The 15,589-nt window shown below is 28.5% G+C and carries 17 protein-coding genes; 1 reads left to right on the top strand and 16 read right to left on the bottom strand.

The genetic code is table 11. From position 1 onward, the window contains the following. Window positions 1–57 precede the first annotated feature (57 nt). The 6 genes from tsf to ABDZ60_RS06705 form a co-directional block, all read right to left on the bottom strand. On the bottom strand, window positions 58–969 hold the full coding sequence (tsf, locus tag ABDZ60_RS06730) for a translation elongation factor Ts (RefSeq protein WP_343777067.1): 912 nt from the start codon (window positions 967–969) through the stop codon (window positions 58–60). A gap of 83 nt (window positions 970–1,052) precedes the next feature. Then, window positions 1,053–1,754, bottom strand: coding sequence for a 30S ribosomal protein S2 (gene rpsB, locus ABDZ60_RS06725; protein WP_016206340.1), 702 nt, complete (start codon window positions 1,752–1,754; stop codon window positions 1,053–1,055). Window positions 1,755–2,090: 336 nt separating this feature from the next. Continuing rightward, the gene (codY, locus tag ABDZ60_RS06720; RefSeq protein WP_016206341.1) at window positions 2,091–2,867 is read right to left on the bottom strand and encodes a GTP-sensing pleiotropic transcriptional regulator CodY; all 777 of its coding nucleotides are present in this window, start codon (window positions 2,865–2,867) and stop codon (window positions 2,091–2,093) included. A gap of 191 nt (window positions 2,868–3,058) precedes the next feature. Beyond that, entirely contained in the window at window positions 3,059–5,155 is a 2,097-nt protein-coding gene (gene topA / locus ABDZ60_RS06715) for a type I DNA topoisomerase (RefSeq protein ID WP_016206342.1), read from the bottom strand. A gap of 46 nt (window positions 5,156–5,201) precedes the next feature. Further along, window positions 5,202–6,239: a DNA-processing protein DprA gene (dprA, locus tag ABDZ60_RS06710; RefSeq protein WP_343777064.1), complete on the bottom strand. Its 1,038-nt coding sequence runs from the start codon at window positions 6,237–6,239 to the stop codon at window positions 5,202–5,204. Window positions 6,240–6,255: 16 nt separating this feature from the next. Beyond that, window positions 6,256–7,779 carry a YifB family Mg chelatase-like AAA ATPase gene (locus ABDZ60_RS06705; RefSeq protein ID WP_343777130.1) on the bottom strand — a complete coding sequence of 508 codons (1,524 nt, stop codon included), beginning with the start codon at window positions 7,777–7,779 and terminating at the stop codon, window positions 6,256–6,258. 141 nt (window positions 7,780–7,920) lie between these two features. Between ABDZ60_RS06705 and ABDZ60_RS06700 the strand changes: the two genes are divergently transcribed. Further along, a complete protein-coding gene (locus ABDZ60_RS06700) occupies window positions 7,921–8,292 on the top strand; it encodes a YraN family protein (protein WP_047000609.1) in 372 nt (123 codons plus the stop codon). Window positions 8,293–8,327: 35 nt separating this feature from the next. Here the strand turns inward: ABDZ60_RS06700 and ABDZ60_RS06695 are convergent, their stop codons facing one another. From ABDZ60_RS06695 to ftsY, 10 genes are all read right to left on the bottom strand, one after another. After that, window positions 8,328–9,140, bottom strand: a complete 813-nt coding sequence (locus tag ABDZ60_RS06695; protein ID WP_047000608.1) for a ribonuclease HII — start codon at window positions 9,138–9,140, stop codon at window positions 8,328–8,330. Window positions 9,141–9,144: 4 nt separating this feature from the next. Then, window positions 9,145–10,011, bottom strand: coding sequence for a ribosome biogenesis GTPase YlqF (gene ylqF / locus ABDZ60_RS06690; protein WP_343777060.1), 867 nt, complete (start codon window positions 10,009–10,011; stop codon window positions 9,145–9,147). Window positions 10,012–10,308: 297 nt separating this feature from the next. Continuing rightward, window positions 10,309–10,659, bottom strand: a complete 351-nt coding sequence (gene rplS, locus ABDZ60_RS06685; RefSeq protein ID WP_016206392.1) for a 50S ribosomal protein L19 — start codon at window positions 10,657–10,659, stop codon at window positions 10,309–10,311. 113 nt (window positions 10,660–10,772) lie between these two features. Next, window positions 10,773–11,486, bottom strand: a complete 714-nt coding sequence (trmD, locus tag ABDZ60_RS06680; RefSeq protein ID WP_016206393.1) for a tRNA (guanosine(37)-N1)-methyltransferase TrmD — start codon at window positions 11,484–11,486, stop codon at window positions 10,773–10,775. Next, complete coding sequence (gene rimM, locus ABDZ60_RS06675; protein ID WP_016206394.1) at window positions 11,476–11,973, bottom strand: ribosome maturation factor RimM; 498 nt, start codon at window positions 11,971–11,973, stop codon at window positions 11,476–11,478. The genes trmD and rimM overlap by 11 nt, the downstream gene beginning before the upstream one ends. A 220-nt stretch (window positions 11,974–12,193) precedes the next feature. Beyond that, a complete protein-coding gene (locus tag ABDZ60_RS06670; RefSeq protein ID WP_016206395.1) occupies window positions 12,194–12,433 on the bottom strand; it encodes a KH domain-containing protein in 240 nt (79 codons plus the stop codon). A 44-nt stretch (window positions 12,434–12,477) separates the two neighbouring features. Further along, window positions 12,478–12,723: a 30S ribosomal protein S16 gene (rpsP, locus tag ABDZ60_RS06665; protein ID WP_008678375.1), complete on the bottom strand. Its 246-nt coding sequence runs from the start codon at window positions 12,721–12,723 to the stop codon at window positions 12,478–12,480. 35 nt (window positions 12,724–12,758) lie between these two features. Further along, complete coding sequence (gene ffh / locus ABDZ60_RS06660; protein ID WP_016206396.1) at window positions 12,759–14,111, bottom strand: signal recognition particle protein; 1,353 nt, start codon at window positions 14,109–14,111, stop codon at window positions 12,759–12,761. Window positions 14,112–14,130: 19 nt separating this feature from the next. Next, window positions 14,131–14,460, bottom strand: a complete 330-nt coding sequence (locus ABDZ60_RS06655) for a putative DNA-binding protein (protein WP_016206397.1) — start codon at window positions 14,458–14,460, stop codon at window positions 14,131–14,133. A gap of 211 nt (window positions 14,461–14,671) precedes the next feature. Then, entirely contained in the window at window positions 14,672–15,589 is a 918-nt protein-coding gene (gene ftsY / locus ABDZ60_RS06650) for a signal recognition particle-docking protein FtsY (protein ID WP_040436528.1), read from the bottom strand.

Genomic DNA, 15,589 nt, shown 5'->3' with positions numbered 1-15,589 from the left:
CATATATTATTTGACTATTTCCTAAAAAAAGAGAACACCTATGTGTCCTCCTTTGTATTACTTAGTCATCTTAGCTACTTCTTCAGCGAAGTTATCTTCTGCTTTTTCGATACCTTCTCCTCTTTCGAATCTTACAAATTTGTTTATAGTTATTGGAGAACCAACTTCCTTTGATTTTTCTTGAAGGTACTTGCTTATACTCTTATCTCCATCTTTTACCCATGCTTGATCTAAAAGACATACTTCTTTATAGTATTTTTGAATTCTTCCCATTACCATTTTTTCTACTATGTTTTCTGGTTTTCCTTCATTTAAAGCTTGAACTCTATAGATTTCTTTTTCTTTTTCTAAAGAGTCTGTATCTACGTCTTCTCTACTTAAGAATGTTGGATTTGCAGCAGCTACTTGCATACAAACATCTTTTGCAACTTCACTTAAAACAGCAGTATTATCAGCATCGCATCCTAATTCAACAACAACACCAATTCTTCCGCCACCGTGAATGTAGCTTTCAACTACACCATTTGCTACAGCAAATTTTTCAATTCTTCTTACAGTCATGTTTTCACCTAACTTAGCTATTAATGCAGTTAGTGCTTCTGAAACTGTATTTTCAGCATCAAATTTTTCAGCAACAAATCCTTCTAAAGTTGTAGTAGAAGTTGTTGATGCCATTTCTGCTAATCTATTTGCGAAATTCACAAATTCTTCATTAGCAGCAACAAAGTCTGTTTCACAGTTTAATTCAACTATACCTGCTGTTTTTTTGTCTTCTGATATGTAAGTTTTAACTATACCTTCAGCAGCAACTCTTCCTGCTTTCTTAGCAGCAGCAGCCAAACCTTTTTCTCTTAATATTTCAATAGCTTTTTCCATATCTCCTTGAGATTCTGTTAAAGCTTTTTTGCAGTCCATCATTCCTGCACCAGTTTTTTCTCTTAATTCTTTAACTGATTGAGCAGTTATCATAATGTAAATTCCTCCTAACTTAATGTAAACCTTATTATTTAGGTTAAAAGGTAAATGAGAATTCTCACCTACCTTTAATTTTATTATTCAGCTAATTGTTCGCCTTGTCTTCCTTCGATTATACCATCAGCAATTTTTGCAGTTATTAATTTAACAGCTCTTATTGCATCATCATTTCCTGGAATTACGTAATCAACTTCTTCTGGATCACAGTTAGTATCAACTATACCTACTACTGGTATTCCTAAAATCTTAGCTTCTGAAATAGCATTCTTTTCTTTTCTTGGGTCAACTACAAATATAGCACCTATATTAGTAGCATCTAAGTTCTTAATTCCACCTAAGTTCTTTTCTAGCTTTTCCATTTCGCCTTTTAATTTTATAACTTCTTTCTTAGGTAAAACTTCAAAAGTTCCATCTTCTTCCATAGTCTTTAAAGCTTCTAATCTATTAATTCTAGTTTTGATAGTTTTGAAGTTTGTTAACATACCACCTAACCATCTGCTATTAACAAAGTGCATATTTGATCTTATTGCTTCTTCTTCGATAGCTTCTTGAGCTTGTTTCTTAGTTCCTACAAATAAGATATCTTTTCCTTCTGTTGCAACTTCTTTTATAAAGTTATAAGCTTCATCTACTTTTTTAACTGTTTTTTGAAGATCTATTATATATATTCCATTTCTTTCTGTGAATATATAAGGAGCCATCTTAGGGTTCCATCTTCTTGTTTGGTGTCCAAAGTGTACACCTGCTTCTAATAATTGTTTCATTGATATAACTGACATTTTTCTACCTCCTGGTTATTTCCTCCATTATCTTCTTATAAAGTTTCCTCAAAATAAGGCACCATCTCTATAAATCTGATAATGTGTGTATTTATTTACCTTTGTTAGTATAACATAACCTAATTATAGTGGCAAGATTTTTTTCATTTAAAAATCATTAAATGTAAATTTTTATAGTTTTACATTTTTTCTAATATTCAAATTTTTATGGATAATATAAAACATTTTTATAGTTTTTATATTCTATTTGTTTTATAAATTCTTTCAATTTCAAAATATATTTTTTAAAATTTAAAAGCGCCATATTACATTAGTAATTGACGCTTTTATTTTATGTTAATTTATCTTTTTTAATTCGTCTAATAGCTTTTCATTTAAGATTTTTATATGTGTTCCCTTCATCCCAAGTGATCTAGACTCTATTACCCCTGCACTTTCAAATTTTCTAAGTGCATTAACTATAACACTTCTTGTTATTCCAACTTTATCAGCTATCTTAGATGCAACTAGTAATCCTTCATTTCCTTCTAGCTCTCCAAAAATATGCTCTACAGCTTCTAGTTCTGAATATGATAAAGTTCCTATTGCTAATTGTACTACTGCTTTTTTTCTTGCTTCTTCTTCTATTTCAACTTGTTTAGATCTTAGTATTTCCATGCCAACTATAGTGGCACTATATTCAGCTAATACTAAATCTTCATCTGTAAATTTCTCTCCAAATCTTGCAAGCATTAAAGTGCCTAATCTTTCTCTATTACCTATTATAGGAACTATTGTAGTTATTTTATCTTTCATAATACAATTTCCTTGATCTTCAAATACACATAGACCTTTATTTGCTAAATTAGCAATACTTTCATGAATATTTAGTAAATTATCGTTATAATCTTTTGGAAATCTCTTTTCATCTATGACTTGATTTTTCATAACATCACATTCAAAATTTTTCGAAAATGCATATCCAAGTATTTTACCTTTCCTACTTGTTACATAAACATTACATAATAAAACTTCACTTAATAATGCGCATATATCTTCAAAAGCTACAGGATCTGTACCGGATTTTTGTAATATTTTATTCAACATTCTTGTTTTGTTTAATAATGACGACATCCCATCTTCCTCCTATAAATACAATAATAAATTTTTTGAAAATTTAAAATTTTTAAAATTTTCTCAAAATATCTTTATTACTTATTTATACTATCATAGAAGATTTCTATTTTCAACAAATTTCTTGCTATTTTCGACATTTCTGTTGAAAAAGCATTTATTTTAATATTTTATTAATTTGTAATTGATTTCTATTCCTTATTTTCATTATTTTCTTTATTTATTATAATAACTTTATTACAATCAGAATTTGAACACTGAGCATAATTTCCCTTAGTTTTACTATATTTCAAAACCATATAAGAACTACAATCTGGGCATTTATCTTTTAATGGTTCGTTCCAACTTACGAAGTCACATTGTGGATAATTAGAACATCCAAAAAATTTTTTCCCCTTTTTACTTTTCTTTGCTAGAATCTTCCCACCACATTTTGGACAAGGAGCTTCAATTTCTTCCACAATAGGTTTGGCATTTTTACATTCTGGATATCCAGGACATGCTAAGAAATTTCCATATCTTCCACGTTTTATAACCATCATTCGACCACATTTATCACAAGGAACATCGCTTACCTTATCTTCTATAACAACTTTAGAAACTTCTTTTTCAGCTTTATCTATTGCTACTTTTAATGGTTGAAAAAATTCTGCTACAACTTTTCTCCACTCTTCTTCGCCTTCTTCTATGTGATCTAAGTTCTTTTCCATTTCTGCTGTAAAATCTACATCTACTATTTGTTTAAAATATTCACTAAGCATATTATTAACTATAAATCCAAGCTCAGTTGGAATTAAGTTTTTCTTTTCTCTCTTAACATAATCTCTACTTAATAATGTAGTTATTGTCGGCACATAAGTACTTGGTCTTCCTATGCCTTTTTCTTCTAATAACTTTACAAACGAAGCTTCACTATATCGTGCTGGTGGTTGAGTAAAATGTTGTTTTCCTTCTATGTCAACTTTATTTAAATCATCATTTTCTTCTAACTTAGGTAATAAAACATCCTCATTATCTTCTTCAGTTGCATATTCATACAACTTCATAAATCCATCAAATTTTATTGTGGATCCGCTTGCTTTGAATTTATAATCACCGTTTCTAATTTCTATACTATTAGTGTTTAATTCACATGAAGCCATTTGGCTCGCCATAAATCTATTCCATATTAAAGAATATAATTTAAACTGTTCTGATGTTAAAGAATTTTTTGCAATTTCCGGCGTTATTTCAATTATTGATGGTCTTATTGCTTCATGAGCATCTTGAATATTTTTCTTTCCTTTATATATTCTAGGTGACTTTGGTGCATAGTCCTTTCCATAATTTAAATTAATAAATTCTAACGCTTTACCTTGTGCCTCATCAGAAATTCTTACTGAATCAGTTCTCATATAAGTTATTAACCCAACTGTACCATAACCCTTAACTTCTACTCCTTCATATAATACTTGAGCTATTGACATAGTTCTTTTAGTCATAAAATTTAGTTTTTTTGATGCTTCTTGTTGAAGTGTACTAGTTGTAAAGGGAGGTAATGGATTTTTCGCCTTAGTACCTTTTTTTACTTTAGTAACTATAAATTTGTCTTTTTTTAGTTCTTCTATTATCTTATCGCTTTCTTCTTTAGTATTTATCTCAATTTTCTTGTTTTTATACTGAACTAATTTTATAGGAAACTTTTTTCTATCTTTAGTTGCTACACAGTCAACAGTCCAATATTCCTTAGGCTCAAATTTATTAATTTCCTCTTCTCTATCACAAATAAGCTTTAAGGCTGCTGATTGAACTCTTCCAGCACTTAATCCCCATTTTATATTTTTCCACAAGATTGGGCTTATTTCATAACCAACTAACCTATCCAATACTCTTCTAGCTTGTTGTGCATCTACTAAGTTGATATTTATTTTTCTAGCCTCTTTTATTGATGATTTTACTGCTTTTTTTGTTATTTCATTGAAAACTATTCTACATTTTTCATCTTCTGAAATATTTAATATATTAGCTAAATGCCATGATATTGCTTCTCCCTCACGATCAGGGTCAGTTGCAAGATATACTTTATCAACTTTTTTAGCAGCTTTCTTAAGCTTAGTTATAAGATCGCCTTTTCCTCTTATTGTTATATATTTCGGATTAAAATTATCTTCTATATCAACGCCTAGCTTACTTTTTGGCAAATCTCTCACATGCCCCATGGATGCTTCTACTATATAATTCTTACCAAGATATTTTCCTATAGTCTTAGCCTTTGCAGGTGATTCTACTATTACAAGATTTTGTCCCATACATAAAAACTCCAGTAAATTTTATGGAGTCTACACCCCCTTAAATTCATAATGATTTTGCATAATAATTGCCAGGAAGGCAAATTATTTCATTTCTGTTTTGCATTTCAAATAATAACTCAAACAATACCTTTCTGTCAACATTTACCGATTCTATTATATCATCCAAATGCTTCGGTTCATTATTTATAACATTTAACAAGCAACTTTTCAAACCATTTTTTCCCGTTTTTTCATTGTTTTCTTTTTTTATATTAAAAAAATCATATAAATCCTGTAGTTCAGTAAATGGTCTTGCTCCATCTCTTATTAATTTATTACACCCTTCACTATTACCATTTATAATAGGTCCCGGAACAGCCATTATATCTTTTCCCATTTCTAATGCATAATCAACTGTTATTAATGAGCCACTTTTTTTAGTTGCTTCTACTATTATTACTTTTTCACTTATTCCACTTATTATTCTATTTCTTCTTGGAAAATTATACGGCATAGGTGGTGTATTAGGTAAAAATTCTGAAAGTAATAATCCTTCCCTTATAACCTTTTCATAAAGATATCTATTACTTTTAGGATATATAACATCTATTCCACAACCTAATATGCCTATTGTTTTACCTCTAAATTCTAATGAACTTCTTTGTGCGGCTGAATCTATTCCCGATGCTAATCCACTTACAACCGTTACGTTATTTTCACTTAATTCTCTTCCTATAATCTTAGCTACTTCCATACCGTATTGAGTACATTTTCTAGCACCTACTACAGCTCCCAATTTTCCTTTTAATAAATCTATATTTCCTTTATAAAACAATACATATGGAGGATCTATGCTATTTTTTAAACTTTCTGGATAGTCTTTTGACTTAATTGTAATATATCCTATTCCATTATTATTCATGTAATTAATAAAATCTTTAATCATATCCTCTGAAATTACTTTATCTTTTATCTTTTGTAATTCTTTAATATTGTTTTTATATTTCCTAATGTTACTCTCATTTTCATATTCTTGCAATAGTGTATTTTTCTTTTCATTGGATATATTGGTTAAAATAAACCATATTTCATCATTTTTCATGGTAACCACCCTCATACTAAACTATTTCTCCATCCACATTTTTTCTATATCCTAAAGCTTCAAAAATATGATAATCTTGAATTTTTTCTGAGCCTTCTAAATCAGCTATAGTCCTTGAAACTTTTATAATTTTATCATATCCTCTCATAGTTAAATCAAGTTTTTCATAGTGTATTTTTAGTATTTTTTTAGCTTCTTCTGATAAATTAAATAAATTTTCTATATCCCTGCCTTTTACTTCCGAATTATAATTATACTCACTTTTTTTATACCTATCTCTTTGTATTTCTCTTGCTTTTAGCACTCTTTTCTTCATTTTTTCAGAACTTAAACTATCTTTTCTTTTAGAAATATCTTCATATTTTAAACGTGGTACATAATTCAACAAATCTATTCGATCTAATAAGGCTCTAGATAATCTATTTAAATATCTTTTTCTATCACTTTCTGAACAAGTACATCTATTTTCATCAATTCCATTTAAAAATAACCCACATGGACAAGGATTAAAGGCCCCTACAAGCAAAAAATTAGATGGAAGCTTGTATGTTCCATTAATTCTATTTATATTTATTACTTTTTCTTCTAGGGGCTCTCTTAAAACTTCTAAAACATCCCTTTTAAATTCTAATATTTCATCTAAAAATAATATTCCATTATGAGCTAAAGTTATTTCTCCTGCTTTTATTTCTTTTCCTCCTCCAACTAAAGCTATTTTTGTTATTGTATGATGAGGATTTCTAAAAGGTCTAATAACTCCCTCATCCCCTGAAAATATGCCAGATGCACTATATATTTTAGCAATTTCCATTTCTTCTTTATATGTAAGAGGAGGTAAGATAGATGGTAGTGCTTTAGCAAGCATTGTTTTCCCCGCTCCCGGCGACCCATAAAGTAATATATTATGTTTTCCAGCAGCTGCTATCTCCATTGCTCTTTTTGATGTTTTTTGTCCTATAATATCTGAATAATCTAAATAAGTTTTATTATATTTTTTAGCTTCTTCTTCAAATGTAAATGGTAATAAATCTCCGTTATTAATAAAAGAAACAACTTCTTTTAATGTTTTAAAAGGATAAAAATTTCCTATATTAAATGATCTTAATTCTTTTAAATTATTTAACGGAAAAATAAAGTTATTTTTTTTATTACTTTCTCCCTCAAAAATTATTGGTAATATTCCCTTTATTTCTTTTAATTCTCCACCTAGAGAAAGTTCTCCAAATACTATAAAATCTCTGAGATCTTTATTACATATTTGATTTGATTTCATAAGTATTCCAAGGGCAATTGGTAAATCAAGTAATGATCCTATTTTTTTTATATCTGCTGGAGCTAAATTTATAGTTATTCTTCCTAATGGAAAATCAAATCCACTATTTACTATTGCAGAACGTACTCTTTCTTTTGATTCCTTTATCGAAGCATCAGGAAGACCAACGATACTAAAACTTGGCATTCCTTTGTTTATATCTACTTCAACATTTATAAGTATCCCATCAAGTCCATTGTGAGTAGCACTTATTATCTCTATTGACATCATTATCACCTCTTAAACATTATTGACACTATAATTTAATTATTAAACATTTATTTCATATGATTTAATATATTATTTTTGTCAATATTATAAGATGGTTATATTTTTATACAATTTTTAAAATTCTTATGGTGGTGTATTATGAGTAAATATAATAAGAGTATAGGCTGTTATGGTGAAGACTTAGCTTCTTCTTACTTAATATCTAAAGGCTATTATTTATTAAGTAAAAATTTTAAAAATAAATATGGAGAAATTGATTTGATATTCAGATATGAGGGAATGATTATTTTTGTAGAAGTAAAAAGTAGGTACAATTACTCCTATGGGTTACCATTAGAAGCTGTTACCTACTACAAACAAAAACAAATAATTAATTTATGCAAATTTTATATCCTTACAAAAAAACTTTTTAATTATAATTGTAGATTTGATGTTGTTGAAGTTTATTTTAATAAAGATAATGAGTCATACTTTTTAAATCATATAGAAGATGCTTTTAGAGGATATTAAATATATACATATCAAAACAAAACTAAATATTTATATTAAAGAATATTTTTCAAAAATGATCTTCTATGTATTCTACACGGGCCAAAATTCTTCAAACCTTCTATGTGCTTACTAGTACCATATCCAGCATTTTCTTCAAATGCATAATATGGATAGTCCTTTGCATATTCTTTCATTAAATCATCTCTATATACCTTTGCTAAAATAGATGCTGCTGCTATAGATGCTGACTTTGCATCACCCTTTATTACAGATTTATTAGGAATATTAATTCCTTTTATTAAATAACCATCTGATAAAATAAGATTAGGCTTTATTTTCATAGATGTGCAAGCTTCTAAAAATATCTTATTATTACAATAAGATATTCCTTTTTTATCTATTTCTTCATTTGAGCTTTCCGATATATGATATGCCAATGCTTTTTCCTTTATAAGTTCTGCTAATTCTTCTCTTTTCTTTTCTGATAATTTTTTAGAGTCATTTAACCAAAGTATAAGCTCATCATCAATTATATTTAAATCTAATATAACTGCGCAAGATACTATAGGACCTGCAAGTGGACCTCTTCCAACTTCATCAACTCCTGCTATAAACTGATAATTTCCAAATCCTTTATCAAAGTTATACATATTTTTTACTCTTTGAATTTCTTTGATTATTTTTTCCTTTTGCTTAAATAATTTATCCGCTAAAGATTTAACATTTTTTCTCTCATCCAAGTAAAGTTTATCTATTAAATATCTTATTTCATCATTGTTTTTTTCTTCAAATATATTAATATCATCTATATAAGATTTTATTTCTTTATAACTTAATGATTTAATATCATTGTTTAATAAATTCATTAACTTACTCTCCCATTACTTCTTCATTTGGCAGTTCAAGTGAGATATTACCTATTTTACCACCTCTAAATTCATCTAAAAGAATTACAGCTATTCTATTATAATCTATTTCTCCACCTTTAATTAAACAACCTCTTCTTCTTGCTATGCTATTTAAGGTCTCAAGAGGGTTTTCATTTATTTCATCAATCTTATATCTATCTTTTAATTTATTTCCATAAAAGACTTGAAGTCTTTTTACCAAATTATATGCAAGCTCTTCTACATCCATTATTTCATCTTTAATAGCACCTGTAAATGCTAAGTTAAGAGCAGTTTTTTCATCCTCAAATTTAGGCCATAAAACTCCGGGCGTATCTAACATCTCAATATCCATTTTGGTTTTTATCCATTGTTTACTCTTTGTAACTCCAGGTCTATCTCCAGTCTTTGCTATATTATTTTTGGCCATCTTATTTATAAAAGTAGATTTACCTACATTTGGTATCCCTACTACCATGACTCTCATTTGTATCTTTACTAAACCTTTAGACTTTAACCTATCATGCTTTTCTTTAAGTAATAAATCTAAAGTTGGTTTAATTTGATTTAATCCCTTTCCATTTAAACAATTTACTTCTATTACTTTTACATTTTCTGAGGATAAATAGTTCATCCACATTTTTGTCACTTTAGCTTCTGATAAATCACTCTTATTTAAAAGTATTACCCTTGGTTTTCCTTCGCAAAGCTTATCTATATCTGGATTGGCAGAACTTCTTGGTATTCTAGCATCTCTTATTTCAATTATTGCATCTACTAACTTTAAATTTTCTTTTATTTCTCTTTGAGTTTTTTTCATATGTCCTGGAAACCAATTTATTGTAGGCATATTAAAATTCCTCCCTATCTATTTTACTATTTGTATTATATCCATTTGTATTATCTATATATCTATCTTTAAAAGTTTAATTTCTATAAACTCTTTTCACTTTAAAGTAAAAGAGTTGACATATATAAATTTTCTTATTTCCTAACTTCACTTCAAATTAATATAAACTTATATATACCTTGACAATTAAACGCAGGAAATTATAAAAAGTTGTTAAAAGAATAGACCTTTTATAATTTCTTAAAAATAAGAAAAAGGGACTTATAAAAGTCCCTTACTTAATCATTAGATAATATATTATCTAACGTTTAATTCTTTAACTTTAGCAGCTTTACCTACTCTATCTCTTAAGTAGAATAACTTAGCTCTTCTAACTTTACCTTTTCTTGAAACTTCCATTCTATCAATGATTGGAGAGTTCATTGGGAAAGTTCTTTCTACTCCAGTTCCGTAAGCAACTCTTCTTACAGTGAAAGTTTCTCTTAATCCACCGTTTTGCTTCTTAATAACTGTTCCTTCAAACATTTGTATTCTTTCTCTTGTACCTTCTTTAATTTTAACGTAAACTTTAACAGTATCTCCTACGTTGAAATTTGGAAGATCACTTCTCATTTGTTCTGCTTCAATAGCTCTTATTATTTCATTCATTGTGTAGTCCCTCCTTAAATTTATATTAGACGTTCTTAACAAATACTTGACAGAGGACCGCCCGTACTAACACAAAGGTTATTTTAACATAAGTTATTTTATATTTCAATAATTTATTTGTATTTTTCTAGTATTTTTTTATCTTCTTTAGTCAAAAGTATTTTATCATATAAATCTTTTCTTTTTCTTTTAGTTATTATTAGAGCTTGAGCTCTTCTCCATTTTCTTATATTTTCATGATGACCCGAAAGTAGTACTTCTGGTACTTTATCTCCCTCAAATTCTTCTGGTCTTGTATATTGTGGATACTCAAGTAATCCATCTGAAAATGATTCATCCATATAACTTTCTTCTTTACCTAAAACACCATTTTTTAACCTTAAAATTGAATCTATCACAGGAACAGCTGCCATTTCACCACCAGTTAATATAAAATCTCCTAATGATATTTCTAAATCTATATGTTTATATACTCTTTCATCAATTCCTTCATAATGACCACATATAAATATTAGTTCATCTTCTTTAGATAACTCTTTAGCAATATCTTGATTAAAAGTTTTACCTCTAGGGCCTAAAAAAATAACTTTCCCTTTATTATTTTTTTTACAATATCTTATAGAATCTACTAATGGTTGAGGAGTCATTACCATTCCAGCTCCTCCACCATAAGGATAATCATCTACTTTTTTATGCCTACTCAATGTAAAATCCCTTATATTTATTGCATCTATTTCTACAAGTTTTTTTTCTTTAGCTTTCCCTATTATACTGTGATTAAATATATCAAACATTTCAGGAAATAATGTAAGAATATTAATCCTCATCTTGCCATTCTCCTACTGGTTTAATTATTATTTTTCTATTATCTATATTTATATCTGTAACAATTTCTAATAATACAGGAATTAATAATTCTTTAGGTTTTCTTATCCAATAAACATCATTATTCTTTGTTTGTATTACATCATAAACTTCCCCCAAAGATTTACCACTTGTATCATAAACATTACATCCTATTATATCTGCAATATAATATGTATCTTCTTCTAATGGAACTGCATATTCTCTTGGAATTTCCATATATTTATTTTTATATTTTTCTGCTTCTTCTATAGAATCAATTCCTTCTATTTTCACTATTACCCTATCTTTTTGAAATTTACAACCTTGAATTTTTCTTTCTACTCCATCTATTAATACAAAATCTAAATCATTATATCTTTTGGGATCATCAGTTAAAGCTATAACTTTTACTTCTCCTTTTAATCCATGAGTATTTACTATTTTTCCAACTCTTAAAATATCCCTCATTTTTTGCACCTCTTTTTATTAAATTATTTATTTTAATTTATCTATTTAGCTTAGTATTGTCCATATATACTAAAGTTAAAACACTACTTTAAACTCAGTATATTTAATATTTCTAATATTTCTATAATCCTTAGTAGATACATTAGAAATACTACAATTAATTTATTTATCTATGTCTTTATTTATAGTAATTGTATGTTTAAAAAGAGTTAGGATTACCCTAACTCTTTACATCAATAATTTCAACTACTACTTTTTTGTCTTCTTTCATTGCTGCTGCTTTTATAACAGTTCTAATAGCTTTAGCTATTCTTCCCTGCTTACCAATTACTTTTCCCATATCTGCAGGAGCAACCTTTAGTTCCAGAATAATTGATTGCTCTCCTTGGATTTCATTTACATGAACTTCATTTGGATTCTCTACAAGAGATTTAGCTATAATTTCAATTAATTCCTTCATAAACACCTGTAATTACATTAATTACAGAGTTCACCTCCTAAAAATTACTTATTTAATCCTGCTTGAGCAAAAAGTCTCTTAACTACATCTGTAGGTTGAGCTCCATTTTGTACCCATTTAGTAGCTTTTTCTTCATTGATTTTAACTTCAGCTGGTTCAGTTAAAGGATTGTAATATCCTATTTCTTCGATGAATCTACCATCTCTTGGTGCTCTTGAATCAGCAACTACTATTCTATAGAAAGGAGCTTTTTTAGCACCCATTCTTCTTAATCTGATTTTTACTGCCATGTATTTCACCTCCTTTTAAAGTGTGTATTTTTATATTAACTCATAAAAGGTAATTTACCAAAAAAACCTTTTTTAGATTTCTTTTGAAATGATTTCATTTGTTTCATTTGCTTTCTCATCATATCAAAGCCCTTAATGAGTTTATTAACTTCTTGCAATGATGTTCCTGAACCCTTAGCAATTCTCTTTTTTCTTGAAGATGATCCAGCTATTAGCTTTGGATTTCTTCTTTCTTTTGGAGTCATTGAATGGATTATAGCTTTTACTCTACCTAATTGTTTTTCACCAGCATCAAAATCTATATCCTTCATTTCCTTTGGCATTCCAGGAAGCATTTCCATTATTTTGCTTAAAGACCCAAGCTTTTTCATTTGTTCCATAGCTGTCAAATAATCTTCATAAGTAAAATCATTTTCCATCATTTTTGAACTTAATTCTTGTGCTTCTTTATCGTCAAAGGCTTGCTGAGCTTTTTCTATTAGTGAAAGAACATCTCCCATTCCTAATATTCTTGAAGCCATTCTATCTGGATAGAAAACTTCAAAATCACTCATTTTTTCACCTACACCAATAAACTTAATTGGTTTTTCAGTAATATGTCTAATTGATAAAGCGGCTCCACCTCTTGTATCACCATCTAGCTTTGTTAATATAACTCCTGATACATCTAATGAATCATTAAAACTTTCTGCAACATTTACAGCATCTTGGCCTGTCATTGCATCTACTACAAGTAATATTTCTTGAGGTTTTACTTCTTCCTTTATAGATTTAAGTTCTCCCATAAGATTTTCATCTATATGAAGTCTACCAGCTGTATCTATTATTATTACATTATTCCCATTTTCCCTAGCATGAACTATACCGGCTTTAGCAATATCAACAGGATTAACTTTATCTCCCATTTGGAAAACCGGAATATCTATTTGCTTTCCAACTACCTCTAATTGTTTAATAGCTGCTGGTCTATATATATCACATGCTACTAGAAGAGGTCTCTTATTTTGTTTTCTAAGTTGTAATGCAAGCTTTCCACTCATAGTAGTTTTACCTGCTCCTTGCAAGCCAACCATCATTATTATTGTTGGACCTACAGAGTTAAATTCTAATTTGCTTTCACTACCTCCCATAAGATCAGTAAGTTCATCGTTAACAATTTTTATAACTTGTTGAGCTGGAGTTAAGCTTTCTAAAACCTCATTTCCAACACACTTTTCACTGACACTTGAAATAAACTTTTTAACAACTTTAAAGTTAACATCAGCTTCAAGTAACGCAAGTTTTACTTCTCTCATGGCCTCTTTTATATCTTTTTCAGTTAGCTTTCCTTTGCCCTTAAGCTTTTTGAAAGCTTCCTGCAATTTATCTGATAAACCTTCAAAAGCCACGTTAAACCCTCCTATGATTTTATAAATCTTTTAATATACTTTTATATTTATTATAGTCCTCTTCAGAAATTGAATATTTATCTTTTATTTCTTCAAGAAAACTTATAATTATCTTTTCTTGACTAAAACTTTTTTTAAGTAAATTAAGTTTACTTTCATAGGATAGAAACTGTTTATAACATCTCTTTATTAAATCATGGATCGCTTGACGACTTGTGTTATTCAATTCAGCAATTTCAGCTAAGGATAAATCCTCATTATAATAAAGCTCCATAATTTTATACTGTTTTTCTGTTAGTAATGAACCGTATAAATCCATTAATAATGAAATCTCAACCCTATCTTCCATTTCATCACCTTACCCACAAAAGAGATTTTAACAAAACAATTCTATGCTGTCAAGTATTTTTACTTAACACCCTACAAAAATTTAAAATTAAAAATGTAGAATGTAGAATTAAGGAAATAACTTAACTTTGCTAAGTTATAGATTTTAATGAAATTCAGCAAAAGCTGAATTTCCGCCTTAATTTTACACTTTTCATTTTACATTCTTCTTTCTAGAACAGTGCTTCTGCAAATCCTTCTGCATCAAATTCTTGAAGATCTTCTATGCCTTCTCCTACGCCTATATATCTAACAGGTATATTTAATGTATTTTTAATAGAAATTACAACTCCACCCTTTGCAGTTCCATCTAATTTAGTTAATATTATACCATCTATAGGGCAAGCCTCCATAAATTGTTTTGCTTGAACTACTGCATTTTGTCCTGTTGTTGCATCTAAAACCAATAAGGTTTCTTTGTGCGCATTACTAAATTCTCTATCTATTATTCTACCTATTTTTGATAACTCATCCATAAGATTTTTCTTGTTATGAAGTCTTCCTGCTGTATCGCATATTAATAAATCTATATTTCTTGACTTTGCTGCATTTACAGCATCAAAAACTACCGCTGCTGGATCAGAACCTTCCATATGTTTTATTATATCAACTCCTGCCCTTTGGCTCCATACTTCCAATTGATCTATAGCAGCTGCTCTAAATGTATCTGCTGCTGCAAGTAACACTTTTTTACCTTCTTGCTTGTTTTTTGCTGCAAGTTTTCCTATTGAAGTAGTCTTACCTACTCCGTTTACACCTATAACTAATAATATTTCTTTATCACTAGTTTTACTTTCTTCTTTTTCTTCTGTACCTTCTAAAAGAATATCTCTTATTACAGATTTTAATGCTGGATAAACTTCATTTGGGTCATTAATTTTTTCTTTTCTTATCTTTGCTTTTAATCTATCTATAATTTCTATTGTTGTATCCATTCCTATATCAGACATAACTAAAATTTCTTCTAGCTCTTCATATAAGTCCTCGTCTATAGTAATAGCTAATTTTAATGTTTCATTTATTTTATCAGTTAAAGCATTTTTAGTCTTTGAAAGTCCTGATTTTAAATTATCAAATATTTTTCCAAATAT

Origin of the sequence: Clostridium sartagoforme (genome assembly GCF_039521405.1) — a bacterium.
In the GTDB taxonomy this organism is placed as follows: domain Bacteria; phylum Bacillota; class Clostridia; order Clostridiales; family Clostridiaceae; genus Clostridium; species Clostridium sartagoforme.
This window is presented reverse-complemented; position numbering and strand designations above follow the sequence as displayed.